The organism is Saccharomonospora amisosensis (assembly GCF_011761185.1).
GTDB classification, from domain to species: domain Bacteria; phylum Actinomycetota; class Actinomycetes; order Mycobacteriales; family Pseudonocardiaceae; genus Saccharomonospora_A; species Saccharomonospora_A amisosensis.
In genome coordinates this window covers 225,264-250,369 of record NZ_JAAOYM010000003.1, presented here as the reverse complement: position 1 = coordinate 250,369, position 25,106 = coordinate 225,264, and the positions used below count along the sequence as shown (strand labels likewise).

Sequence of the window (25,106 nt, the reverse complement as noted above, 5' to 3'; positions counted from 1 at the left end):
CGCGAATCCCAGCGGATAGGTCGGTGAAGGATAGGCGCCTTTCGTGCTGCCGCCGCTACTTCTCCAGGATCGCGGTCACACCCTGGCCGCCTGCCGCGCAGATGGAGATCAGGCCACGGCCGGAGCCCTTCTCGTTGAGCAGCTTCGCCAGCGTGCCCACGATGCGCCCGCCGGTTGCCGCGAACGGGTGGCCCGCCGCGAGCGAGGAGCCGTTGACGTTGAGCTTCTCGCGGTCGATGGAGCCGACCGGTTCGTCGAGGCCGAGCCGTTCCTTGGCGAACGTCGGGTCCTCCCACGCCTTCAGTGTCGCGAGCACCTGCGAGGCGAACGCCTCGTGGATCTCGTAGAAGTCGAAGTCGCCGAGTGACATGCCCGCCCTGGCCAGCATCCGGGGCACCGCGTAGGCGGGTGCCATCAGCAGGCCCTCCTCGCCGTGCACGTAGTCGACGGCGGCGGTCTGCGAGAACGGCGTCAGGTACGCGAGCACCGGCAGGTTGCGCTCCTTGGCCCACTGCTCGGTGGCCAGCAGCACGGTGGAGGCGCCGTCGGAGAGCGGGGTCGAGTTGCCCGCCGTCATCGTGCCCTCGGGCCCGCCGAACACGGGCTTCAGCTTCCCCAGCTTCTCGGGTGAGGAGTCGGCGCGCAGGTTCTGGTCGCGGGTGAGCCCGAGGTAGGACGTGAGCAGGTCGTCGAAGAACCCTCGGTCGTACGCGGCGGCGAGCTTGCGGTGACTGGCCGCGGCCAGTTCGTCCTGTTCGGCGCGCCCGATGTCCCACGCTTTCGCCGTCAGCGAGGCGTGCTCGCCCATGGAGAGCCCGGTCCTCGGCTCCGCGTTGCGCGGGATCTCGGGGACGATGTGCCCGGGGCGCAGCCGACCGAGCAGCCGCATGCGCTCGCCCATGGTCTTGGCGGCGTTAGACCGGACGAGCAGCCTTCGGAGGCTGTCGTTGACCGCGAGCGGCGCGTCGCTGGTGGTGTCGACGCCGCCAGCGATGGCAGAGTCGAGTTGCCCCAGCGCGATCTTGTTCGCCACGTTGATGATGGCCTGCAGCCCGGTGCCGCAGGCCATCTGCACGTCGGCGGCCGGTGTGGTCGGCGCCAGCTTGCTGCCGAGCACGCTCTCCCGTGCCAGGTTGAAGTCGCGTGCGTGTTTGAGTACCGCGCCCGCTGCCACCTCGCCGAGTTGCTCGCCTTGCAGTGAGAAGCGGCTGATCAGACCATCGATGGCAGCGGTGAGCATGTCCTGGTTGGAGGCGTCGGCGTAGGGACCGTTCGATCGGGCGAACGGGATCCGGTTGCCGCCGATAATCGCGACCCTGCGGACACTCGCGGCCTTGCTCCGGCTCGACCGGGTCCTGCGGGCGCCTGGCTTCTGCGCTGAGGTCATGGTTCCTCCTGATCAGCGTTCTCGCACCGTAGGAAGTGTAACCTACTGGCCAGTAAGTTATGCTGGCCACCGCACCACCGCCGACGGGAGGCATCCGATGGCTGACAAGTATCAGCAGTTCACCAAGACACCGCTCGGCAAGTTCCTCGTGCCGAAGCTCGGCCTGCCGAACCCGCCGACGCTGCGACGCTACCGCCCCGGGCAGCCTGCCCTCGATGGTCCCGCACTTGTGGGTGCCGCACCGGGTGGGCGAATGGAAAAGGTGCTCACCGCGCAGCTCGGCGCGGCAGGCATCGAGGTACTGCACACGCCCGAGGACGACACCCGCTACGGCGCGCTCGTCTTCGACGCCACCGGCGTCACCGAACCATCCCAGTTGCGTGAGCTGTATCGCTTCTACCACCCCGTCATACGCAAGGCCGCGAGTTGCGGCCGCGTCGTGGTCGTCGGCACGCCGCCGGAACGCGTCGAGGGCCGCGAGCGCATCGCCCAGCGCGCGCTGGAGGGGTTCACCCGCTCCGTCGGCAAGGAGCTCAAGCGCGGAGCCACCGCACAGCTGGTGTACGTGGCACAGGGCGCGGAGGAGGCCGCTGAATCGACCATACGGTTCCTGCTTTCGGCCAAGTCGGCGTTCGTTGACGGCCAGGTCATCCGCGTCGGCACGGCGGGGGCCACCACGGCCCAGCCGCCGCAGAGCTGGGAGCAGCCGCTGCGCGACAGGGTCGCCGTGGTCACCGGCGCGTCGAGGGGCATCGGCGCCGCCATCGCCGAGGTGCTGGCCCGCGACGGCGCCCACGTGGTCGCCCTTGACATTCCGGCACAGGGTGGGGAGCTGTCCGAGGTGGCCAACCGGATCGGTGGTTCGGCGCTGCAACTCGACATCACCGCGGCCGACGCGCCGGAGCGGCTCGCGGGCTACCTGACACAGCGCCACGGCGGCGTCGACGTTGTCGTGCACAACGCGGGTATCACCAGGGACAAGACGCTCGGCAACCTCAGTGACAGCGCGTGGGACTCGGTGTTGAGCGTCAACCTCGGCGCGGCGTTGGAGATCAACGACCGGCTGCTGTCCGGCCGGGTGTTGCGGGATAACGGTCGGATCATAGGCGTGTCGTCCATCGCGGGAATCGCGGGGAACGTCGGCCAGACCAACTACGCCACCAGCAAGGCAGGTGTCATCGGCATGGTGAACGAGGCCGCACCGAGGCTGGCCGAGCACGGGGGCACGATCAACGCCGTGGCGCCAGGGTTCATCGAAACGAAGATGACAGCCGCGGTTCCAGTGGTGATCAGGGAGTTCGGCAGGCGGCTTTCCAGCCTCGCGCAGGGCGGGCTTCCCGTCGACGTGGCAGAGACCATCGCCTGGTACGCCAACCCCGCCTCGTCCGCCGTCAACGGCAACTTCGTCCGCGTGTGCGGCCAGGCGTTCCTGGGAGCCTGAGATGACCGTCAAGGAACTGTCGGCAGCGCCGAGCCTGTCAACGCTGTACCCGAAGGCCGTGCTCGGCGGACTGCGCAAGCGTGGGGCCGCCGAGGTACTGCCGGATTCGGAGTACATGCGCCCCGGTGTCGTGGCCGACCCCGCGCACGTCGCCGAGTACAACCGGGTGTGCGGCTTCCGGCTCGGCGACGAACTGCCCGCCACCTACCCGCACGTGCTCGCCTTCCCGTTGCAGGTCGCGCTGATGACCGAGCCGGAGTTCCCGTTCCCGTTGCTGGGGATGGTGCACGTGGCAAACCGGATCACCCAGCGGCGCCCGGTTCGGGTCGGTGAGGAGTTCACCCTGCGGGTACGGGCCGAGAACCTGCGCCCGCACGAGAAGGGCACCCAGTTCGACATGGTGAGTGAGCTGGTAACCGGCGAGGGTGACGCGGGCTCGGCCGTGTGGACCGACGTGAGCACCTACCTGCGTCGTGGCGGCGGTTCTGGCGGCGAGCAGGGTGAGCGGCGACGGTCGACGGGCCTGGCCAAGCCGTCCGCGAGCGCGGTGTGGCAAGTGCCTTCCGACATCGGGCGGCGCTACGCCGAGGTGTCAGGGGACCGCAACCCCATCCACCTGTACTCGCTGACCGCGCGGTTGTTCGGCTTCCGCTCGGCCATCGCGCACGGGATGTGGACCAAGGCTCGCTGCCTCGCGGCGTTCGAGGGCAGGCTGCCGCAGGCCTACACGGTGGACGTGCGGTTCAAGCTGCCGGTGTTGCTGCCCGCCAAGGTGGCATTCACCTCGTGGTCCACCGAGCAGGGCTGGGCCTTCGAACTGTGGCACGCGCGCAAACCGAAGCCGCACCTGGAGGGGACCGTGGTGCGGGTAGATTCGCCGTCTTAGCAGCTTCGGCGCGCCGTCACGCCTGGTCGGCGCCGTGCTCGCCGTCGTGTTCCCTGGGCCGCCACAGCTGGCCCTCGACGAGGTCGTTGAAGCCGAGCCAAGCCAGGTTCATCAGCCACGAGGCGAGCACGCCGTCGGGAACGTCGGTGTGGTCGAGCCACCAGTCCGCGAGTGACTCCGCTGCGCCGACCAGTGCGGCGGCGAGGCCTTCGCCGGAGAACTCCACCTGTTCGGCAAGGCCCTTGCGGGCACCCGCGCTGACCACCAGCCCGCCGACCAGCTTGATCGCCTTGCCGCGCAGGTCGGTGATCTCGTCGGCGAACGGCCCGCCGACGGTGATCGCGTGCCGATGCAGCACCACCCACGACTCACGGTGCGAGGCGACGAATCCGTAGAAGGCACGCAGCCCGTGCCAGAGTTGCATGTCGGGGGGAACGTCGGGCCTTATCCCCGCCTGCACGGCTTCCAACATCCGGTTGGCCTCGCGGCGGATGCAGTGCAGGAACAGGTCCTCCTTCGCGCCAAGATAGCTGTAGATCATCGGCTTGGACACGCCCGCGACATCGGAGATCTCGTCCATCGAAGCCGAGTGGTAGCCATGGAGCGAGAACACCCGCACCGCGGCGTCAAGGATCTGCTTCTCGCGGACCGCCCTCGGCAATCGTTTGGCTCGTTCCGCCGGTCGCTGTGCGTCCTGCGCCACCTGATACCTCCTCCTACAGCGCAAACGCTACCCGTCGGTGTTGTGTCGCCCGCGGATTGCCGCGCTGTCTACCGCTGGGTAACCTTACGCCGGTGTCCGAATTCGGAGGCGCGCTGGACGAGTTCGCCGACGGACTCGACGTCGGCGCCCTGACACCTGAGCAGTTCTTACGGCTGCTCGACACCCTGCACATGCTGGAGGACAGCGGTGCGGGTGCCTCGTTGAGCGCGCTGTCCACCGAAGTGCTCGCCAGGGTGGTCGGCAGGACCTCGAAGCAACAGTTGCGCGTTGCCTGCGAGCATCCGAGGCTGCGTCCGGTGTTGTTGCGCGAGGTGTTCCGCCGGATGTCGGAGCAGCTGGTTCCGGAGCGAGTCAAGTACGTCACCCTCGTCGTGGCGTGGCGCTTTCCCGACGGTGAAGGCGACTACGAGCGCTTCTACACGCTCATCGAGGACGGCCGTTGCAGCTGGAGCACGCGGCCGTACGAGCACGTCGACACGACGATCACGGTGGAAGCCGACGATTTCCTTCGCATGGCCACCGGCAACGTCGGCGTGCCAGCCATGTTCATCACCGGCAAGATCAAGGTGAGGGGTGACTACACCCCCGCTCTGCGGCTGGTCGGCTACTTCGACCTGCCAAAACCGGCCTGACCCCTGCCGCCGGGTTCACTCGGAGTCAATCACCGGCCGCCTCGGCTGCGCCTGCGGCTCGCCTGGTTCCCGCACCACCTCACTGTCCACGACGATCACCCCGCCGTAGTGCCGGTGTGAGACCGGCACCTTGCGCTCGATTCGCCGTAGCCAAGCGCGCCGCGCGAAGCCACGGGTCGGCGGAAGCAGCAAGAGCAACCCGGCGAAGTCGGTCACGAAGCCTGGCAGCAGGATCAGCAGGCCGCCGAGCCCGACCAGCATGCCGTCGGTGACCTCGGCGTGCGGCGAGCGACCCGACCTGGCGGTGGCCATGAACGCCCGCGCTGCCTTGCCTCCCTCGCGGCGCGCGAGCCACGAGCCGACGATGGCGCCTGCCAGCAGCAGGCCCAGTGTGGGCAGCAGGCCGATGGCGGACGCGACCGCCCAGACGGCGGCCACCTCGGCAACCACGTAGAGCAGGAACACGACAGCCATACCCTTTCCAACGCGCGCGTGCCGGAATTTGCTCCCGCGGTGCTACCACCGCGACCCGCCGCACCTGGTGATCGTGACGGCGGGTCGCGGCGGGTGTCAGTACGTGATAGCCGTGGCCGGGTCGGACAGCAGCGCCCCGACATCGGCGAGGAACTGTGAACCCTGCTGGCCGTCCACCACCCTGTGGTCGAAGCTCAGCGACAGTTGCAGCACCTTGCGCACGGCCAGCTCACCTTCGACCACCCACGGCATGTCCTTGATCGCACCCAGCGCGAGGATCGCCGACTCACCAGGGTTGATGATCGGCGTACCGGTGTCCACACCGAACACGCCCACATTGGTGATGGTGAACGTGCCGCCGAGCATGTCCTCCGGTGGCGTCTTGCCCTCCTTCGCGGTGCTGGTCAGCCGCTCGATCGCGGCCGCGAGCTCGGCCAGTGACATCGCGTCGGCGTCGCGCACCTTGGGCACCACCAGGCCCCGTGGAGTCGCCGCCGCGATGCCGAGGTGGACGTATTCCTTGTAGACGATCTCGCCTGCCTGCTCGTCCCACACGGCGTTGACGTCCGGGGTTCGCCGCACCGCCAAGCAGACCGCCTTAGCCGCGAAGGCCAGCGGGGTCAGCTTGACGGCGGAGAACTCGGGTGTGGCCTTCAGCTTCTCCCGCAGCGTCATCATCGGGGTGACGTCGACGGTGAGGAACTCCGTCACGTGCGGGGCTGAGAACGCGCTGTCCACCATCGCCTGCGCGGTGGCCTTGCGGACACCCCTGATCGGCACCCGGCGTTCCCGAGCCCCCGCTGGTGCGGCGGCGGGCGTGGTCAGCGGTTGTGCTGCCCTTCGCACGTCCTCCCTCGTGATGACGCCGCCATCGGCGGAACCGGGGACGGTACGCAGGTCGACGCCCAACTCCTTGGCGAGCTTGCGCACCGGCGGCTTGGCCAGTGGCACATGTGTGTTCGCCGACGTGACGGTCGCGTCAGCCAGCCGTCCGGTGGCGACGTCCGCACCCTGCGAGGCAGCCGCCTTGCGAGGGCGGCGCTTCGCCGACACCGCCTTGGAGCCGTAGCCGACCAGCGGCTTCATCTCCTCGTCGGCGGGTGGAGCAGATGAAGCAGGCTCGGCGGGCGCGATGGCTTCGACGGATTCGACCTTCGCCGAGCCGTTGTTCGCCGGGTGGGCGCCGGGCGAACCGCCGCCGGGATCGACATCGACGGTCATGATCGGCGTGCCGACCTCCACCGTCTGTCCCGGTTCGACGAGCAACTCGGTGACTACGCCCGACCACGGGATCGGCAACTCCACCGCCGCCTTGGCCGTCTCGATCTCCACGACGATCTGGTTGACCCGCACCTCGTCGCCCGGCTTCACACGCCAGTTCAGGATCTCGGCCTCGGTGAGCCCTTCGGCGGTGTCGGCGAGTGGGAACTGCTTGTACTCAGGCATGTTCCTCCCCCTCACCAGGCCAGCGCTCGGTCGACGGCGTGCAGCACCCGATCGAGATCGGGAAGGAAATGCTCCTCCAGCTTCGCAGGCGGATACGGCGTGTCGAAACCCGTGACGCGCAGCACGGGGGCCTCCAGCGAGAAGAAGCACTCCTGCTGCACCCTGGCGGCGATCTCGGAGGTGATGGACGACTCCGGTTGCGCTTCCGAGACGGTGATCAGCCGTCCGGTTCGGCGCACGGACTCGAACACCGGCTCGAGGTCCAGCGGCGACAGCGTGCGCAGATCGATGACCTCGAGTGAGGTGCCCTCCTCCCGTGCCGCCGCCGCGGCATCAAGGCACACCTTCACCGAAGGCCCGTAGGCCACCAACGTGGCGGCCGAGCCTTCGCGAACGACGCGGGAGGCGAACAGCGGATCCGGGCTGGCCGCCGTGTCGACGTCGGCCTTGGCAGCCGCCGAGTGGTAGAGCCGTTTCGGCTCGAACAGCAGCACCGGGTCGTCGCACCGGATGGCCTGCTGGATCATCCAGTAGGCGTCAACGGCGTTGGAACACGAGACCACGCGAAGCCCCGCGATGTGCGCGAACAGCGACTCCGGCGACTCCGAGTGGTGCTCGACCGCGCCGATACCGCCGCCGAACGGCACCCGGATCACCACGGGCACCTTGATCTCGCCCTGCGTGCGGTAGTGCAGTTTCGCCAACTGGCTGGAGATCTGGTCGAAGCCGGGGAAGATGAACCCCTCGAACTGGATCTCGCACACCGGGCGGAAGCCGCGAACGGCGAGCCCCACCGCTGTGCCGATGATCCCGGACTCGGCCAGCGGCGTGTCCAGCACCCGCTGTTCACCGAAGTCCTTCTGCAATCCGTCGGTGATGCGGAAGACACCGCCGAGCTTGCCGACGTCCTCTCCCATGACGATGACCTTGTCGTCGGCCTCCATCGCGGCACGCAACCCGAGGTTGAGTGCCTTGCCGATGGTCAGGTTACGGACGGTCGAGGTTGGGTTGTCCACGGTGGTCTTGACGGGTGCGGCCATCACTGCTCACCTCCGTCGGCGAACCCGGAGAGGTAGGCCAGGTACTCCTCACGCTGGGCGTCGAGCGCCGAGGACGGTTCGGCGTACACCGCCGAGAAGATCCGCTCAGGCGGCGGGTCCGGCATGTTGAAGCAGTAGTCGCGCAACTCGGCCGCGAAGGCGTCGGCGTCCGCCTGCACCTGGTCGAAGAACTCCTGGTCGGCGGCGCCGGTGCGGGCCAGTTGCACGCGGACTCGCTCGATCGGGTCCTTGTGCTTCCAGACCTCGATCTCGTCGGACAGCCGGTACCGCGTCGGGTCGTCCGTGGTCGTGTGCGCGTCCATGCGGTAGGTGAACGCCTCGATCAGCACGGGGCCGTTACCGTGCCTGCACTCGTCAAGCGCCCACCTGGTCACGGCGAGGCAGGCGAGCACGTCGTTGCCGTCGACCCGGATGCCGGGGAAGCCGTAGCCGCGGGCCCGCTGGTAGAGCGGCAGCCGTGACTGCCGTTCGGTGGGTTCGGAGATGGCCCACTGATTGTTCTGGCAGAAGAACACCACCGGCGCGTCGTAGACCGCGGCCCACACGAAGCCCTCGTGTACGTCGCCCTGGCTGGTGGCGCCGTCGCCGAAGTAGACGATGGTGGCCTCGTCAGTGTCGGAGGGCTTGCCATCGGGATCGGTGTTGCCGACCTTGCCCTCGAACTTCTGCCCCATGGCGTAGCCGGTGGCGTTGAGCACCTGGTTGCCGATGACGATCGTGTACGGGTGGAAGCCGTGCTCGCGGAAATCCCACGCGCTGTGATCGGTGCAGCGGAAGATCCCGAGCAGTTCGCGGAAGTCGACACCGCGCGTGTAGGCGACGCCGTGCTCGCGGTAGCTGGGAAAAGCCATGTCCTGCGGTTTCAGAGCTCTGCCTGAACCGACCTGCGCGGCCTCCTGGCCGAGCAGCGGCACCCAGATGCCCAGCTGACCCTGCCGCTGCATCGCGTTGCATTCCCGGTCGGCGCGGCGCACCAGGACCATGTCCCGGTAAAGCCCGCGCAGTGCGGCGTCGTCGATGTCGGCAAGGTAGGGGTCGAATCGCGACGGTTGCCGCTCGCCTTCGGGCGTGAGCAGTTGGGTGAGCTCTGCCCCGCCCTCTGCTGTTGCTCGCAAGCCCGCTATCACCTGTTCTGGGGACGGTTGTGCCGCTGTCGCGGCCGGTCCGGCGCCAGGTTCTGGGCGCGTCCACTGTTCGGGGGACGACATGCGCTTCTCCTTGATGTCGTGCCACGAGGCCGCTTGTGGCGACCTCCGTGGCGCACCGGCGGTCACCTGGCGTGCATCGGTCCGAGCGCCCGGGTGCCCGTCGGCGGTGACGGTTCACGCGGTAATCCTGGCATGAACACCCGCACGCCGGTGAGTCCTCGAGTCCGATTCGTTGCTCGCATCGTGTCGCTGAGCAGCGGAAACGTTAGGACGGCCGAACGTGCGCCCGCCGAAAGTCGTACCTGCGAGCGCCGAGTTGACCAGTGCACGCGGGGGTTTCGCCCGGCAGGCAACGATGTTGCGGATCGCCGCTCTCCCGACCTGCTGCCCCTCAAGTGTGACATGCGACACGTCGATGTCGTGCCACGATCACGGCATGGACCTCCAAGCGGTGCGCGAGACGGTTGAAGCGTTGTGGGCGAGGGACGCGCTGGCAGGGCTGTCGGAGTTCGTGCGGATCCCCGCACTGTCCCCTGCGTTCGACTCGGAGTGGGCCAGGCGCGGTCAGTTGCACGCCGCCGTGGAACAGGTACGCGCCTGGCTGGCCGATCGCCCGATCGAGGGGGCGCGAACCGAGATCGTCGAGTTGCCAGGCCGCACGCCGGTGCTGCTGCTGGACGTACCTGCCAGTTCCGCCGCCACCGAGGAGACGGTCGTGGTCTACGGTCACCTTGACAAGCAGCCCGCCGCGGGTGAATGGTCACCGGGTCTCGACCCGTGGACGCCGGTGCTCAAGGACGACCGGCTCTACGGAAGGGGAGCCGGTGACGACGGCTACGCCGCCTTCGCCGCGGCGGTGGCACTCGAGGCCTTGCGGGCAGGGGGCGGCAGTCACGCGCGCACGGTGGTGTTGCTGGAGACCGGTGAGGAGTCGGGAAGCACCGACCTGCCCGCCTACCTGGCTCATCTCGAGCAGCGGCTGGGAAGGGTCGGCCTTGTCGTCTGCCTTGACACCGCGGGGGCGGACTACGAGCGGCTGTGGCTGGCCACGTCCCTGCGTGGGATCGCGTTCGCCGACCTCACGGTGCGCGTGCTGGACGCGGGTGTGCACTCCGGCCACGGCAGCGGCATCGTCGCCAGTTCGTTCCGCGTGATCAGGCAGTTGCTTGACCGCATCGAGGACTCCAGGACCGGCCGCACCCTGCTACCCGAATGCGAGGCCGAACCACCGGCCGATCGGCTGGCCGAGGTGCGCACCGCCGCCGCCGAAGGTTTCCTCACTCCCGCCCTTCCGCTCGCCGAAGGTGTGCACACCGTCACCGACGACCCGGTGGAGTTGGCGCTGAACAACACCTGGCGCACGACCCTGTCGGTCACCGGTGCCGAGGGACTCCCGCCGCTGCAGGACGCGGGCAACGTGCTTCGCCCCTACACCAGTCTCAAGCTCAGCTTCCGGCTGCCGCCCACCGTGGACGCGGCGGCGGCGCTACGCGCCATCACTCGCGTGCTCACCACCGACGTGCCCTACGGCGCGCGGGTGCGTATCGACAGAGCCGAGGCCGCCAGCGGCTGGAGTGCCCCACCGATGGCGGGCTGGTTGACCTCGGCGCTGGACACGGTGAGCGCCGAGGTGTTCGGCAAGCCGTGGCGTGCGCTCGGCCTGGGCGGCACGATCCCGTTCCTTGGCCAGTTCGGGCATGCCTACCCTCAGGCGCAGTTCGTTGTGACGGGACCCAGGGGTCCTGGCAACAACGCGCACGTGCCCGACGAGTGGCTGCATCTGCCGCAGACCGAGCGGGTCACCGAGTCCCTCGCCCGCATCCTGCACGCGCACGCCACGGCGGCCTGACCGCTGCCGCCGTGGCGTGTGTGTGAGGTGTCAGCTCAGCCGTCGGCCTTGGTGAACTCGAACTTCTTCGCCGCGTCGGAGGTGAAGTTGTACTTCGACACGACGAGCCCGAACGGCTTGTCCGGAGCCACGGTGAACACCGTCGAGGACCGTGGCGGGTTGCGCTTGTCCGCTGGGCCGTAGGTGTAGTCGTCGGTGAGCCCGTCGAAGGACACCACGCCGAGTTCCTCGCTGGCCGCCAGCAGCCCCTCGCGCGACAGATCGCCGCGCTCGACGGCCTTCTCCAGCAGCGCCGTCATCGCACGGCCCTGGTTGTAGCCGAACGCGAAGTAGTAGTCGGGCTCCTGCTGCGGGGCGTACTGCTTCACCCGGTCGATCATGTCCTTCATACCGGGCACCGACTCGTCGCCCCACTCGGTTCCCTCGGCCACGATCTTGACGTACTGCTTCATGTAGGGCGCCACGGCCGACTTCGCCAGCGCGCCGACCCAGCTCGGCGACTGCGCGTACCACTGCGGCATGAACTTCGCCTGCGCGGCGGTGCCCCAGATCTTGCCCGCGTCCGAAGGGGTCGCGGTGAGGAACACCATCTCGCAGCCCGCTCCCGCGAGCGCGCCGATCTGACCCGCGTAGTTCTCGGTGTTCACCTTGAACTTCTGCGTGTTGGCCACGGTGAAGCCCTGTTCCTTGGCCGCGAAGTCGATGCCCTGCTGGCCGGCCTCACCGTAGACGTCGTCCTGCACCATCGTGCAGATCTTGGAGTCGGTGGAACCGCCACCCTCGCTCAGATAGTGGTCCATCGCGTTGATGGCCTGGATCTGGTACGGCGCGCCCACCGGGAGCAAGTTGGGTTCGCGGACCCAGAACGCGTCGAGCGAGGCGGGAGCGGCGATCATCTTGTCGCTCTCCAGCAGCGGCTTCACCGCCAGGGTAGGCGCGGTGCCGAGGACCTGTGTGAACGCCACCACGTCATTCTTGATCTTGTTGTAGCGCTGGACCGTGATGTCCGGCTTGTACTGGGTGTCCTCCTGCACCAGCTCGACCTTGTACTTGCCCGCGATACCGCCCTGGGAGTTGATGTGGTCGAACCACACCTTGTTCCCGTTGGTGAGCGGTTGGCCGATCACCGCGGTCGGGCCGGACAGCGGGCTGAGCACACCCAGCTTGATGGTGGTGCCGTCGAAGCCCGCCGTGTTGCCCGGCTGGCCCGCCTGCCCACCCTGTGATCCACCTTCGTCTCCGGCGCCACCGCATGCCGCTACCAGCAGCGCGGTGGTGGCCAGCACGGCGAGCACTCCGTGTCGTTGCCGTCGATTCGTTCTCATGACGACGCCTCCTTGCGTCAGTAGGAGAAGGGCCAGGTCTTGAAGTAGGTCTTGACCCGTAGCCAGATCCCTGCGAGACCACGTGGCTCCAGGACCAGAAACAGCACTATGAGCACCCCGAACAGTGCCTGGTTGAGCGCGAAGACACTGATGAATCCGTCACCACCGACGCTGGTGCGTACGCCGGGGATCGCGTCGCTGTAGCGGTCGATCAGCGCGGGAAGTGCGCCGACGAACACCGCGCCGAGTACCGAGCCGAAGATGGTGCCGAGCCCTCCGACGATCACGATCGCGATGTATTGGATGGACAGCAGCAGGTTCCACTCGTCGGGGCTGACGAACTGCTGGTAGGAGCCGAACAGCGCGCCAGCCGCCGAGGCGATGGCACTGGAAAGCATGAACGCCCCGATCTTGTACCGGCCCGCGCGCACCCCGATCACCTCGGCGGCCTGGTCGCGGTCGCGCACGGCCTGCAACGCCCTGCCCGGCCTGGTGCGCACGAGGTTCTTCGCGAGCAACGCCACGATCGCGACCAGACCCCACACCAGCCAGAACCAGCCCTGGTTGCGGGAGTAGCTCTCGCCGAGCAACGTCAGCCCGTCGAAGTCGACCGGCCCGATCGCGGGTGAGGCCTGTACCGCGGTTCCGGAGTTCCCGCCGGTGATCGGTGTCAGGTTCCGCCACAGGTGCTCGCCGATGAAGACCAGCCCGAGCGTGACGATCGCGAGGTAGTGGCCGCGCAACCGCAGCGTGAACGGTCCGACAAGGCCACCGAGCACCGCGCCCGCGAGCGCGGCGCCCAACAGCCACACCGGCAGCGGCAGTTCGAGCGCGCCACCGACCTGCGCGGCGACGTAGGCGCCCGACCCGATGAAGAAGGCGTGCCCGAGTGAGATCTGCCCGCAGTAGCCGGTGAGCAGGTTCAACCCGATCGCACCGACGGCGGTGATGCCCACGTAGATCAGCACCGACAGCCAGAAGTCGTCGTGCACCACCGTGGGCAGCAGCAGGAACACCGCCACGAGCAGGCCGAGTCCCACCTTGGCCGCGGGCGTGCCGAACAGGCGTAGCTCGTCGGCGTAGCTACGGGTGAGGTTTCGATGTGCGCCCATCAGACCCGCCTCACTTCCTTGGTGCCAAGCAGGCCGTACGGCCGGATCAACAGGATCAGGATCATCAGCAGGTACGGGATGATCACCGAGACGTTGTCGCCTGCCCAGGAGAACAACTCGTCCTGGTAGCCGCGGGTCAGCGCCTCGGCAAGGCCGATGATGAGCCCGCCGAGCACGGCTCCCCCTGGCGAGTCCATGCCGCCGAGGATCATCGCGGGGAACGCGGCCAGTGCGATGAACCCGATCGACGGGCTGAGCCCGCCCGGTCCCGCGGCCATCAGGATGCCCGCAAGCGCGGCGAGCGCCGCCGCGATGGCCCACGACACCGCGTACACCCTGCGCGCGCTGATTCCCTGCGCGAGGGCTGCCTCGGGGTCGAACGCCGTGACCCGCATGGCCAGCCCGAGTGAGGAGAAGCGGAAGAACACGAAGAACGCGGCGACGGCGAGCGCGGTGAGCCCGATCGTCCACAGGTCGCGTACGCCGAGCACCAGTGAGCCGACCTCGATCGTGCGGATGTTCCACGGGTTGTTGACCTGCTTCTGGTCGAACCCCCAGATCGCCGTGATCAGCGGTTCCAGCACGAACAGCAAGCCGATCGTGATCATGATGACGGCGAACGGCGGCTGGCCCACCATTCGGCGCAGCACGATGCGTTCGAACGTCGCGCCAACCACCGCCGCCGAAACCAGGCTCAGCAGCACGGCGACACCGAAGGCCACCGCGAGGTTGTTGGAGAAGGTGAAACCGAGGTAGGCGCCGAGCGCCAGCAGCCCGCCCTGCGCGAAGTTGATCACACCGGTGGACTTGTAGATCACTACGAAGCCCAGCGCGACCAGCGCGTAGGTGGAGCCGAGCGACAGCCCGGCGAAGCAGTTCTGCAGGAAGGCCGTCATTGGTACATCGCCTCGATCTCGTCGGCGAATCGCTGCTCGATGGCTTTGCGCTTGACCTTCTGTGTCGCCGTCAATTCACCGTCCTCGTGGTCGAGTTCCTTGCCGATGAGCGTGAACCGCTTGAGTTGCTCCACCGCGGCGAGGTCGTGATTGGCTTCGGCGACGACGCTCTCGATCAACGCGTGCACCTCGGGTTTGGCCGAGAGGTCGGCGTAGGTGGTGTAGGCGATCCCTCGCCGCATCGCCCAGTCGCCGACGGTTTCGAGTTCGATGCCGATGAGCGCCGTCAGGTACTTGCGGCGATCGCCGACCACGATCGCCTCCCGCACGTACGGTGAGACCTTGATCCGGTTCTCGATCTCCGACGGCGACACGTTCTTGCCACCGGCGGTGATGATGATGTCCTTCTTGCGGTCGGTGATCCGCAGGAAGCCGTCCTCGTCCAGTTCGCCGACGTCGCCGGTGTGCAGCCAGCCGTCAGGGTCGATCGTCGCGGCCGTGGCCTCCTGATCGTCCAGGTAGCCGAGGAACACGCCCGCCGATCGCGTCAGGATCTCGCCGTCCTGTGCGATACGCAGTTCCACACCGTCGAGCGCGGTGCCGACCGAGCCCAACCTGATGTCGCTTCGTGGTGTGAGCGTGCACAGCGCCGTGTTCTCGGTCTGCCCGTAGCCCTCCCGCACCGGCACCCCGATGGCCCACAGGTACTCCAGCACCTGCGGGGCGATCGGCGCGGCGCCGCTGAGCGCGACCCGCACCCTGGCCAGTCCGAGCTTCTCGCGCAGCGGGCGCAGCATCAGCACTTCACACACCGCGAGGACGAGCCGCGCACGCAGCGGCAGCCGGCCACGCATCCGGTAGGGGGCAAGCCGCCTGCCCTGGCGCAGGCAGGTTCGATACAGCCAGCGTTTGAGCCGCGAGGCGTCGGCCATCCGGATCTCCACGCCCGCGAGCATCTTCTCCCACACCCTCGGCACGCCGAGGAACACGGTCGGCTGCACGTCGCGCAGGTCGTGGGTGAACGAGGCGCCGCCCTCACCGAAGTTGACCACCGAACCCGCCCAGACGGAGTCGATCACGGACGTGAGGCGTTCCGCGATGTGGCACAGCGGCAGGTAGCTCAGCACCTCGTCGGTGTCTGAGCCGCCGAGCGCCCGCACGAACGTGCGCGCGGAGGCGACCAGATTGGTGTGGGAGATCATCGCGCCCTTTGGAGGGCCGGTCGTGCCGGAGGTGTAGACGATGATCGCGGCGTCGCCAGGGTCGAGTGAGGCGACCGATTCGGCGTAGCGGGCCTGCGCGTCGCCCGCCCGTTCGCCGCTTTCCTCCAGCTCCGCGAAGGTCAGCAGGCCGTCGACCTGACCGACCCCGCGCGGGTCGATCACCACTACGTGCCGCAGCCGAGGTAGCGAGTCGCGCACGGCGAGCGCCTTGTCGAGTTGTTCCTCGTCCTCGGCGACAAGCACCGTCGCGCCGCAGTGTTTGAGCAGGTACTCGACCTCGGCAGCGGGCGAGGTCGGGTAGATCCCGACGCACTGCGCGCCGATGCCCTGAGCGGCGAGGTCGGCGATCACCCATTCCGGCCGGTTCTCGGCGTGCACGGCCACCCGGTCGCCCGGCTCTACGCCGAGTGAGCGCAGCCCGGCCGCCACGCACGCCACCCGGTGTGCGTACTGCGCCCAGGTCCACTCCCGCCAGTAGCCGCGGTGCTTCTCCCGCATGGCGACGGCCTTTCCGCGTCGCCGCGCGTTGTGCAGCAGGGCCGCGGGCAGTGTGGCCGGATCCTGCTGGTCGGCCGCGATGTGTTCGGTCGGCGCGGTGAGCGGATTCGAGGTCACGCGGCACCTCCCAGATACGCCTCGATCACCTTGGGGTCGCCCTGGATCTCGCTCGGTTCGCCGGTCGCGATCACGACACCGAAGTCCAGCGCCATCACCCGATCGGCGAGATCCATGACCAGGCTCATGTCGTGCTCCACCAGGATCATCGCCAGGCCCAGTTCCCTGCGGACCTCGAGCAGGTAGCGCGCGGTGTCCTCGGTCTCCTCCAGGTTCATGCCCGCCACCGGTTCGTCCAGCAGCAGCAGCGTCGGTTCCATCGCCAGGGCGCGGCCCAGTTCCGCTCGCTTGGCGACGCCGTAGGGCAGCAGCCCGGCCGGCATCCGCCGGTACGGCTCCAGCTCGAGCAGTTCGACGATCCGCTCCACCGCCGCGCGGTGGGCGATCTCCTCCCGCTTCGCCCTGCCCCACCACAACATCCCGGAGAAGAACCCGGTGCGCATGAGGTGGTGCCTGCCGAGCATCAGGTTCTCGACGAGGGTGAGGTGGGAGAACAGCCCGAGATTCTGGAACGTGCGCGCCACCCCGAGGGCGGCAACCGCCGCGGGCGGGCGGCCTAGCAGCGACTCACCGTTCAGCGTGATCGTGCCCTGCTGCGGCCGGTACACACTGTTGAGGCAGTTGAAGATCGAGGTCTTTCCCGCTCCGTTGGGACCGATGACCGCGAACAGTTCGCCCCTCCGCACGTCGAAGTTGACGCCGTTGAGTGCGGTAACGCCGCCGAACCGCAAGGTCAGGTCCTGCACCCGCAGCAACGGTTCGGGCTCGGTCGACGGCATGCTCGCAAGCTCGCTCACGCGCTCCATCGCTTCTTCCTCCGGTAGGTCTTGACGTCGGCGAACGAGCGGCGCTCGCCGGAGGTCGCACCGAGGTAGAACTCGCGGATGTCCTCGTCTGCGAGCAGCTGGTCGGCGGGGCCGTCCTTGACGACCTTGCCGGTCTCCAGCACGTAGCCGCTGCTCGCGATCGACAGCGCCATCACGGCGTTCTGCTCAACCAGCAGCACGCTGGTGCCCTGCTGGTTGATCTGAACCACGATGTCGCGGACCTGCTCGACCAGTTTTGGTGCGAGTCCGAGTGAGGGTTCGTCGAGAAACAACAGCTTCGGCCGCGCCATCAGCGCCCTGCCGATGGCGAGCATCTGCTGCTCGCCGCCGGACAGGTAGCCCGCCACGGCCTTGCGCCTGCGCGCGAGTACCGGAAACAGGTCGAGCACGCGGGCGTAGGACTCGCGGATCTCGCTGCGCGAGCGCCGGGTGTAGGCCCCCGAGCGCAGGTTCTCGTCGACGGTGATCTCGGCGAAGATCCGCCTGCCTTCCATCACCTGCGAGATGCCCTTGCGCACCACGTCCGCCGGGTCGGCACCGGTGATATCCACTCCGTCAAGGCTGACGGTGCCTTTGGTGATCCGGCCTCGGTGTGGCCCGAGTAGGCCGGTGACGGCTCGCAGCAGGGTGGTCTTGCCCGCGCCGTTCGCGCCGAGTAGCGCGACGACGCCCCCTTGGGGCACCTCCATGCTGACGCCCCGGAGGACCAGAACAACGTCGTCGTAGACGACTTCGAGGTTGTGGATAGACAGCATTGGCTACCTTGCGTGGTGTGGATCACAATAGCTAGCGACCGTATGTGCTGACTAAGCGCTTAGGCAAGAGGCGAACGGAACTGTGACCTTGGCCGCGATGGCAGGATGGCCTTGTGGAACAGCGAACCGTAGCCAGCACCGTCAGCAACCTGTGGGAACGCGAAGTCCTGCCCAGCCTCTCCGGACTGGTGGAGATTCCGGCTCTCTCGCCTGCCTTCGACAGCGACTGGCAGCGGTCCGGCCAACTCGACGCGGCGGTCGAGCACGTCCGTTCGTGGCTGGCGGACAGGAGCCTCCCCGGAGCCACCGTCGAGGTGGTGAGGCTGCCCGGCCGCAGCCCGGTGCTGCTGCTCGACGTGCCAGCGACACCGGGCCGCGAGGACGCGGGCACGGTGTTGCTGTACGGGCACCTGGACAAGCAGCCACCGGTGGGTGGGTGGTCGGAGGGGCTGGGGCCATGGACCCCTGTCGTGCGCGACGGTCGGCTCTACGGGAGGGGGTCCGCCGACGACGGGTACTCCGGCTACGCGGCCGCGGTGGCGTTGCAGGCGGTGCGGGACGCGGGCGGCGAGCACGCGCGGGCCGTCGTGTTGCTGGAGACCGGTGAGGAGTCGGGAAGCCCGGATCTGCCCGCGTACCTGGAGCGGTTGGCCGACCGGCTCGGCAGGGTCTCGCTGGTGGTGTGCCTGGACTCGGGTGGCAACGACTACGAGCGGCTGTGGCTAACCACCAGCCTGCGCGGTCTCGCGCAGGTGCACGTCACCGTGCGGGTGCTCGACTCCGCGCAGCACTCCGGACTCGCCAGCGGCGTCGTGCCGAGCTCCTTCCGGGTGCTGCGTGCTCTGCTCGACCGCATCGAGGACGCGGAGACGGGTGAGCTCAAGCTCGCCGAGTGCAACGTCGAGATCCCAGCCAACCGTGTCGAGGAGGCCAAGGCCACAGTCGAGACAGCGCCTGGCGCGGCGGCGGGGGCGTTCCCGCTGCACGACGAGACCCGACCGGTCACCGGCGACGAGGTCGAACTGGTGTTGAACAACAGCTGGCGGCCCACGCTGTCGGTGATCGGCGCCTCCGGGCTGCCCGAACCCGCCGATGCTGGCAACGTGCTTCGCCACGCCACCACGCTCGCGCTCAGCTTCCGGCTGCCACCGACGGCGGACTCGGCCGCCGCGCTGGCCGCTGTCGAGAAGGTACTGACCACCGACGTCCCCTACGGCGCGACCGTTGAGTTGGGGGGTGCGGAGTGCGCGGACGGCTGGAACGCACCGGAGCCGGCGCCGTGGCTGGAGGCGGTGCTGCGGCGCTGTAGCGACGAGGTGTTCGGCAAGCCGTGGCGCGGCATCGGGCTGGGTGGGTCGATCCCGTTCATGGCGCTCCTCGGCGAGAAGTACCCCGACGCGCAGTTCGTGGTGACCGGGGCACTCGGGCCTGACTCGAACGCGCACGTACCCGACGAGTGGTTGCACCTCGATCAGGCGCGCCGGGTCACCGAAGCGGTCGCCATGCTGCTCGACGCCCACGCCAAAGGCTGACCCCACCCGCGAGTCCCCCGCTCCTGCCCGCGAGTCCTGCGTTCGGCGGGGGTCACCAAACGTCGCAACCGGGCTGTAACGAAACGGAGGCTGCACTTTCCCGCTGGCGAGTGGCACGATACGTGAACTTGCCAGTATGAACTACTAGGAGTGACATCGTGGCGCGTCGACTCAGCCTGAGGGCGCTCGCTCTGCTCCCTGCCTTCGCACTCGCCGTTACCGCGGCTGGTTGTGCGGAGGAGGTGAACCCCGGCCAGGACACAGAGGCGGGGGGCGAGATCTCGTTGATCAACGAGGGCAAGCTGACCACCTGCACCCACCTGCCCTACCCACCGTTCCAGTTCACCGAGAGCGGCAAGACGGTCGGCTTCGACGTCGACCTCGTCGACCTCGTCGCCAAGGACCTCGGCGTCGAACAGGAAATCTTCGACACCTCCTTCGAGGGCATCGAGTCGGGCGCGTCGTTCGACACCGGCCAGTGTGACGTCGCCGCAGCAGCGATGACGATCACGGACACGCGGCAGAAGGTGATGGACTTCTCCGACGGCTACTTCGACGCCAACCAGGCGCTGCTGGTCAAGAAGGGCTCCGGCGTCACAGGGCTTGAACAGTTGAAGGGCAAGGTGCTCGGCGTCCAGCTCGGCACCACCGGCGAGAAGTACGCCGAGGACAACAAGGACAAGTTCGGCTACGACATCCGCCAGTACGAGGACCTGGCGCTGCTGCAGACGGCCGTGAAGACCGGCCAGATCGACGCGGGCATCAACGACAACTCGGTGCTCTACTACTTCGTCAAGGACAACCCGGACACCGAGGTGACCACGGAGTTCGAAACCGGCGAGGAGTACGGCATCGCGGTGCGAAAGGGCGACCGCGCGCTGCTGTCCAAGGTCAACGAGGTGCTGGCGGCCGCGAAGCAGGACGGCCGCTACGACTCGATCTACGAGAAGTGGTTCGGAACCAAGCCGCAGAGCAAGTAGCGCGAAGGCGGTCGCGGGTGTTCGGCCGGGCTCGCGTGGCGGGCTGAACACCCGACGAGCCGTCTCCCCGCCATTTCCGTAGGAGAGACCGACTCATGGCGATGTCGCGGCGCAAGCGCGCCCAGACCTTCCGCGCCGTCCAGTACGGCGTGCTCGTCGTGGCGGTGGTGCTGCTGGCGGTGCTGGCCGACTGGGGCACCATCACCCACGCGTTCTTCAACCTGGAAGCGGCTGCCACCCAGCTTCCGGAGATCTTCACCGACGCACTGGTCAACACCGTCGTCTACACCGCACTCGGCTTCGCGCTCGGGCTGGGCATCGGGCTCGTACTGGCGCTGATGAAGCTGTCGTCGGTGGGACCGTATCGATGGCTGGCCACCGGCTACATCGAGTTCTTCAGAGGTATTCCGGCGCTGCTCGTTTTCATCGCGCTCGGCTACGGGGTTCCACTGGCCTTCGGCATCCGCTTCGACATCTACTCCACCGCGGCCATAGCGCTCGGCCTCGTGGGCTCCGCCTATATCGCCGAGACACTGCGCGCGGGTATCCAAGCCGTCCCACCCGGGCAGGTGGAGGCGGCCCGCTCGCTTGGCATGTCGCAGGCACGTACCACCATGACGGTGGTGATCCCGCAGGCGTTCCGGATCATCCTCCCACCACTTACCAACGAGCTCATCCTGCTGACCAAGGACTCGTCCCTGATCTACCTCCTCGGCCTCGCCAGGGACGAGTACGAGCTGGCGAAGTTCGGCAGGGAAGGGCTCAACGCCACCGGATCACTGACCCCGATCCTGCTCGCCGGGTTGTGCTACCTGATCATCACGGTGCCGCTCGGCTACCTGTCGCGCTACCTGGAACGTGGCAGTGGCCGCAAGGAGGAACAAGGGTTGAAGGTGACGGCGTGATGAGCGACGTGATCGTCGAGGTCCGCGACCTGCACAAGTCGTTCGGTGCACTGCGGGTGCTCAAGGGCATCGACATGAGCGTGCGCAGGGGCGAGGTCGTGTGCGTCATCGGCCCGTCCGGTTCGGGAAAGTCGACTCTGCTGCGGTGCGTGAACCTGCTGGAGGAACCCAACTCCGGCACGGTCGTGGTGAACGGTTACGAGCTGACCGATCCCGACATCGACATCGACAGGGCCCGGCGTGGCATCGGGATGGTCTTCCAGGGCTTCAACCTGTTCGGGCACCTCTCGGTGTTGGAGAACCTGACGGTGGCGCAACGCAAGGTGCTGAAGCGGGACAAGGCGGAGGCCGACCGCATCGCGCGGGAGAACCTGGCCAAGGTGGGGTTGGCGGAGAAGGAGCGTTCGATGCCCGCGCAGCTTTCCGGCGGGCAGCAGCAGCGGGTGGCGATCGCGCGGGCGCTTTCCATGGACCCCGCCGTGATGTTGTTCGACGAACCGACCTCGGCACTCGACCCCGAACTGGTCGGCGACGTACTTGCCGTGATGCGGCAGTTGGCCGAGGAGGGCATGACCATGCTCGTGGTGACCCACGAGATGCAGTTCGCCCGCGAGGTGGCTGACAAGGTGCTGTTCATGGACGACGGAGCCGTCGTGGAGGAAGGACCTCCCGCGCAGGTGATCGGCGACCCGAGGGAGGAACGCACCAGGTCTTTCCTTTCCCGGGTGCTCAATCCGGTACACGTGAACGAGTAGCGGACGGAACCGGGGGGCGGTAGCGAACCGTCGTACTACCCGGGCTACTCCAGCAAGCACTTGGCCGGTATCTGACAGGATCGGCTTCGTGGGTGCAGGGGGAGCCCAGCACCGACGCCTAGGGGGAGGAGAAGCGGTGCCCACGTTTCGCCGGCCTGTTCGCGATGCGGGCGGCGGGAACGAGCTGCCTTCGGACGGTGAGGAGGGGCAGCAGCGCCCTCCGTTCGATCCGTTCGCGCCCGACCCGGACCGCGGTTACGAGGTCAAGGCCGCCGACCTGTTGCGCCCGTTCCTCGAACCGGGCAGCGGTGGCCTGTTGCGCTGGCGCAAGCAGGCGACCAACGCGCCGATCGTGCAGGTGGAGGACGCCTACATCACCGGCAAGCTCGACCTGCGCGCCGCTGAGCTGGGCTACCTGTTCCGGTTCGAGCGATGTCGGTTCGAGCAGCCGCCGGACGTGCGCGAGGCCAACCTGCTCGGCCTCGTCTTTCGAAAGTGCTGGCTTCCCGGCCTGAAGGCCCGCAACTTTCGCAGCCGCAACGACGTCCGTTTGATCCGCAGCGTCGTCGAGGTGGATTCGGGGCGCCCGGACAGCGAGACGACCGTGCGCAGGGCGGAGGACGCCGAGCGCGGGCTTCCGGACGCTGCGGTGAACCTCACCGATGCCGTCATCGAGGGTTCGGTGGTGCTTACCAGGAGCCGGATCGTGCATCCGCGAGGGAAGGCGGTGCAGGCCGATCGCCTGGTGATCACCGGGGCGCTGCTGGCCTACCGGTTGGAGGCAATTGGCGAGGTACGCATCCCCGGGCTGCGGTCGGGCGGCAACGTCAACTTCTCCGGCGCGACGCTGCGCAACAAGGACGGCTTCGCGCTCAACGGCAACGGGCTGCAGGTCGGCGGCAGCCTGCTGTGCGAAGTGGACAACTACGGTCCCCGCTCCGGCCGAAGGCGGTTCAGCGCCAAGGGCATGCTGTTCATGCCGAGCCTCAAGGTCGCCGGTGACATCGTGTTCCGTGGCGCCAAGCTGGAAGTCGACCAGACCGGCGACATCGTGGTGGACGCGTGGAAGACCGGCGACTGGTACGTCGACCCGCGCCCCGCACTCATCGCCGACCGGATGCAGGTGGAGGGCAACATCGAGTTGAGCGACCAGCTCGAGGTGACCGGCACGCTGCGGATGGTCAACGCACACCTCGGCGGCTCGTTGCGGCTCGCGGGCGCAAGCGTCCGCGTGCTCCGCGGCAAGACACCGCCCTACCACGACCGCGCCATCCACCTCGACGGCAGTGAGATCAACGGTGACATCGACGGCAGCGGGCTGCGTACCGAGGGCCAGTTCCGGCTCGCCGACGTGACCGTTCGCGGCAACCTGTTCATCAGGGGAGGCAAGTTCGCGCACCCGCAGCGGGATGCGATCTCCGCACGCCGCAGCAGCGTTTCGGGCAACCTGATGCTCACCGACTGCGAGATCGCAGGGACGGTGCGGCTGCAGGGCATGACCGTCGGCGGGAGCATCAACCTGCGTGGCTCGGCCGCGTCGCAACCGGAGTTCACCGAGCCAGGTAGCTGGTCGGTGGATCTGCGTTCGGTGCGGGTGGCAAGGAGCGTGCAGCTGATCGCCAACCGCGATCGGCCGTTCGTGGCGACGGGTGGTGTCACGCTGGACGGCGCGTCGGTGAGCAGGCGCATCGACCTGACCGGCGCTCACCTGCACAGCCTGCCGCAGCATCAGATCGCGCTCGATGCGAGCGACTGCGCCGTCGACGAGTTCGCGCTGCGACCTGCCATCCCGCCGCAGGGCAGTGTGCTGCTGCGGGGCGCGCGGTGTGCGACGTTGAGCGACACCGTCGAGTTGTGGCGGTCCACGGGCGGCATCGAGTTGGAGGACTTCCGCTACGACGCGCTCGGCACTCCCATCGGGCTTCGCGACGACCGAGCCGTCGACGAGCGGTTGACGCTGTTGCGCGACGCCATCCGCGGCTACCGGCCGGGGCCTTACGACCAGTTCGCCGCGATGCTGCGGGCCTGCGGCAACGAGGAACACGCGGACACGGTGCTGCTGAAGAAGCAGCAGTTTCGCTACGAGTCACTTGCGCGCGGCTACCGTTTTCTCGGCGGTGGGGTGCGGCTGTGGAGCTGGCTGCAACGCTGGATGGTCGGGTACGGCTACCGTCCTGTGCGCGCGCTGGCGTGGCTGTTCCTGCTTCTGGTCGCGGGGAGCGTGTGGTTCGGGCTGGGCGAAGACGACTGCACGCTCGACACCGAACGGTTCGCGGTCGCGGGTGACCGCTGTGCCGTGAACACCGACGACACCGGGCTGGAGTGGAACCCCGTGCTGTACACGGTGGACCTGCTCGTGCCGATCGCGGACTTCGGCAACAAGGGCCGCTGGTACATGGGCGGTGTGGACAAATGGGTGTCCACAGGGTTCACCGCCATGGGTTGGGTGCTGGCGACCACCGTTGCCGCGGGTATGACGAGAACCCTGCGACGAAACGGTAGTTAACGGCGATTAGCGGTGGTTAGGATCGCCGCCATGCCAGTCGAAAGCACCTCCCCCGACGCCACCGGCCAGATCGAGATCCAAGCTCCCGCCGAGAAGGTCTACGAACTACTCAACGATCCGGGTGTGCTTGCCGAACTGTCAGGCGAGTACTCCGGTTACAAGTGGCTCGGCCAGGTCCGGAGTGCGTGGCCGGGTGCCCGGTTCCGGGGTTACAACCGCAACGGGCCGCGCAGGTGGAGCACTGTCGCCACCATCACCGACGCCGAGGATGGCAAGCGATTCGCCTTCGACGTTTCGGCGGGTCCGCTGGCCATTTCCCGGTGGCAGTACGACATCGAGCAGACCGACAACGGTTGCCTGGTCACCGAGAGCACCTGGGATCGCAGGGCAGGCTGGTTGCGCACCCTCACCGGCCCGATCAGCGGCGTGCGGGACAGGGCGTCGGCCAACGAACGCAACATCGCCGCGACGCTGCGCGGGCTCAAGGAACGCGTCGAGTCGTAACGTGGCGACGCCGGGTGGCGATGGGGAGGTGTCGTGACAATCCCCTAGCCAGAGCACGGGCACCTCATGAGACTCGCCGCCTCGATCGTCGCCGCACTGCTCCTTGCCGGGTCGGCCAGCGCT

General features: G+C 67.9%; 22 protein-coding genes. 10 read left to right on the top strand and 12 right to left on the bottom strand.

Annotated features, from left to right (window positions below; translation table 11 throughout):
- Positions 1-55 precede the first annotated feature (55 nt).
- Positions 56-1,387 carry an acetyl-CoA C-acetyltransferase gene (locus FHU38_RS26755; RefSeq protein ID WP_167177671.1) on the bottom strand — a complete coding sequence of 444 codons (1,332 nt, stop codon included), beginning with the start codon at positions 1,385-1,387 and terminating at the stop codon, positions 56-58.
- 97 nt (positions 1,388-1,484) lie between these two features.
- On the opposite strand from FHU38_RS26755, the gene FHU38_RS26750 reads away from it, so the two are divergent.
- Complete coding sequence (locus FHU38_RS26750; protein WP_167177669.1) at positions 1,485-2,828, top strand: 3-oxoacyl-ACP reductase; 1,344 nt, start codon at positions 1,485-1,487, stop codon at positions 2,826-2,828.
- 1 nt (position 2,829) lies between these two features.
- Positions 2,830-3,714 carry a MaoC family dehydratase gene (locus FHU38_RS26745; protein ID WP_167177667.1) on the top strand — a complete coding sequence of 295 codons (885 nt, stop codon included), beginning with the start codon at positions 2,830-2,832 and terminating at the stop codon, positions 3,712-3,714.
- A gap of 16 nt (positions 3,715-3,730) precedes the next feature.
- Here the strand turns inward: FHU38_RS26745 and FHU38_RS26740 are convergent, their stop codons facing one another.
- Positions 3,731-4,417 (bottom strand): TetR/AcrR family transcriptional regulator, encoded by a 687-nt coding sequence (locus tag FHU38_RS26740; protein WP_167177665.1) that lies wholly within the window; start codon positions 4,415-4,417, stop codon positions 3,731-3,733.
- 92 nt (positions 4,418-4,509) lie between these two features.
- On the opposite strand from FHU38_RS26740, the gene FHU38_RS26735 reads away from it, so the two are divergent.
- Entirely contained in the window at positions 4,510-5,070 is a 561-nt protein-coding gene (locus FHU38_RS26735) for an SCP2 sterol-binding domain-containing protein (RefSeq protein ID WP_313886919.1), read from the top strand.
- Positions 5,071-5,085: 15 nt separating this feature from the next.
- Here the strand turns inward: FHU38_RS26735 and FHU38_RS26730 are convergent, their stop codons facing one another.
- The 4 genes from FHU38_RS26730 to pdhA form a co-directional block, all read right to left on the bottom strand.
- The gene (locus tag FHU38_RS26730) at positions 5,086-5,544 is read right to left on the bottom strand and encodes an FxsA family protein (protein WP_167177664.1); all 459 of its coding nucleotides are present in this window, start codon (positions 5,542-5,544) and stop codon (positions 5,086-5,088) included.
- 96 nt (positions 5,545-5,640) lie between these two features.
- Positions 5,641-6,990 carry a dihydrolipoamide acetyltransferase family protein gene (locus FHU38_RS26725; RefSeq protein ID WP_167177662.1) on the bottom strand — a complete coding sequence of 450 codons (1,350 nt, stop codon included), beginning with the start codon at positions 6,988-6,990 and terminating at the stop codon, positions 5,641-5,643.
- An 11-nt stretch (positions 6,991-7,001) separates the two neighbouring features.
- Positions 7,002-8,030 (bottom strand): alpha-ketoacid dehydrogenase subunit beta, encoded by a 1,029-nt coding sequence (locus tag FHU38_RS26720; protein WP_167177660.1) that lies wholly within the window; start codon positions 8,028-8,030, stop codon positions 7,002-7,004.
- Positions 8,030-9,259 carry a pyruvate dehydrogenase (acetyl-transferring) E1 component subunit alpha gene (gene pdhA, locus FHU38_RS26715; protein WP_167177658.1) on the bottom strand — a complete coding sequence of 410 codons (1,230 nt, stop codon included), beginning with the start codon at positions 9,257-9,259 and terminating at the stop codon, positions 8,030-8,032. The genes FHU38_RS26720 and pdhA overlap by 1 nt, the downstream gene beginning before the upstream one ends.
- 376 nt (positions 9,260-9,635) lie before the next feature.
- Here pdhA and FHU38_RS26710 point away from each other — a divergent pair, with 376 nt between their 5' ends.
- A complete protein-coding gene (locus tag FHU38_RS26710) occupies positions 9,636-11,048 on the top strand; it encodes a M20/M25/M40 family metallo-hydrolase (RefSeq protein ID WP_167177656.1) in 1,413 nt (470 codons plus the stop codon).
- A 35-nt stretch (positions 11,049-11,083) separates the two neighbouring features.
- Here FHU38_RS26710 and FHU38_RS26705 read toward each other — a convergent pair whose 3' ends face one another.
- Genes FHU38_RS26705 through FHU38_RS26680 form a run of 6 tightly spaced genes read right to left on the bottom strand, consistent with a single transcriptional unit; the run spans position 11,084 to position 17,801 of the window.
- Entirely contained in the window at positions 11,084-12,373 is a 1,290-nt protein-coding gene (locus FHU38_RS26705; RefSeq protein ID WP_167177654.1) for an ABC transporter substrate-binding protein, read from the bottom strand.
- A gap of 17 nt (positions 12,374-12,390) precedes the next feature.
- Positions 12,391-13,485, bottom strand: a complete 1,095-nt coding sequence (locus tag FHU38_RS26700) for a branched-chain amino acid ABC transporter permease (protein WP_243852814.1) — start codon at positions 13,483-13,485, stop codon at positions 12,391-12,393.
- Positions 13,485-14,381 carry a branched-chain amino acid ABC transporter permease gene (locus FHU38_RS26695; RefSeq protein WP_167177652.1) on the bottom strand — a complete coding sequence of 299 codons (897 nt, stop codon included), beginning with the start codon at positions 14,379-14,381 and terminating at the stop codon, positions 13,485-13,487. Before FHU38_RS26695 ends, FHU38_RS26700 begins: the two co-directional genes overlap by 1 nt.
- The gene (locus FHU38_RS26690; RefSeq protein ID WP_313886918.1) at positions 14,378-16,219 is read right to left on the bottom strand and encodes an AMP-dependent synthetase/ligase; all 1,842 of its coding nucleotides are present in this window, start codon (positions 16,217-16,219) and stop codon (positions 14,378-14,380) included. Before FHU38_RS26690 ends, FHU38_RS26695 begins: the two co-directional genes overlap by 4 nt.
- A complete protein-coding gene (locus tag FHU38_RS26685; protein WP_167177650.1) occupies positions 16,216-17,025 on the bottom strand; it encodes an ABC transporter ATP-binding protein in 810 nt (269 codons plus the stop codon). Before FHU38_RS26685 ends, FHU38_RS26690 begins: the two co-directional genes overlap by 4 nt.
- Positions 17,013-17,801 carry an ABC transporter ATP-binding protein gene (locus tag FHU38_RS26680; protein WP_167177648.1) on the bottom strand — a complete coding sequence of 263 codons (789 nt, stop codon included), beginning with the start codon at positions 17,799-17,801 and terminating at the stop codon, positions 17,013-17,015. Before FHU38_RS26680 ends, FHU38_RS26685 begins: the two co-directional genes overlap by 13 nt.
- A 113-nt stretch (positions 17,802-17,914) precedes the next feature.
- Here FHU38_RS26680 and FHU38_RS26675 point away from each other — a divergent pair, with 113 nt between their 5' ends.
- The 6 genes from FHU38_RS26675 to FHU38_RS26650 all read left to right on the top strand — a co-directional run bounded on the left by FHU38_RS26675 (position 17,915) and on the right by FHU38_RS26650 (position 24,983).
- On the top strand, positions 17,915-19,333 hold the full coding sequence (locus tag FHU38_RS26675) for a M20/M25/M40 family metallo-hydrolase (protein WP_167177646.1): 1,419 nt from the start codon (positions 17,915-17,917) through the stop codon (positions 19,331-19,333).
- Positions 19,334-19,491: 158 nt separating this feature from the next.
- Entirely contained in the window at positions 19,492-20,313 is an 822-nt protein-coding gene (locus tag FHU38_RS26670) for an ABC transporter substrate-binding protein (protein WP_167177644.1), read from the top strand.
- A gap of 95 nt (positions 20,314-20,408) precedes the next feature.
- Positions 20,409-21,218: an amino acid ABC transporter permease gene (locus FHU38_RS26665; RefSeq protein WP_167177642.1), complete on the top strand. Its 810-nt coding sequence runs from the start codon at positions 20,409-20,411 to the stop codon at positions 21,216-21,218.
- The gene (locus tag FHU38_RS26660; protein ID WP_167177640.1) at positions 21,218-21,973 is read left to right on the top strand and encodes an amino acid ABC transporter ATP-binding protein; all 756 of its coding nucleotides are present in this window, start codon (positions 21,218-21,220) and stop codon (positions 21,971-21,973) included. The genes FHU38_RS26665 and FHU38_RS26660 overlap by 1 nt, the downstream gene beginning before the upstream one ends.
- 136 nt (positions 21,974-22,109) lie before the next feature.
- Complete coding sequence (locus tag FHU38_RS26655) at positions 22,110-24,479, top strand: oxidoreductase (protein WP_390623349.1); 2,370 nt, start codon at positions 22,110-22,112, stop codon at positions 24,477-24,479.
- A gap of 30 nt (positions 24,480-24,509) precedes the next feature.
- A complete protein-coding gene (locus FHU38_RS26650; protein ID WP_167177638.1) occupies positions 24,510-24,983 on the top strand; it encodes an SRPBCC family protein in 474 nt (157 codons plus the stop codon).
- Positions 24,984-25,106 lie beyond the last annotated feature (123 nt).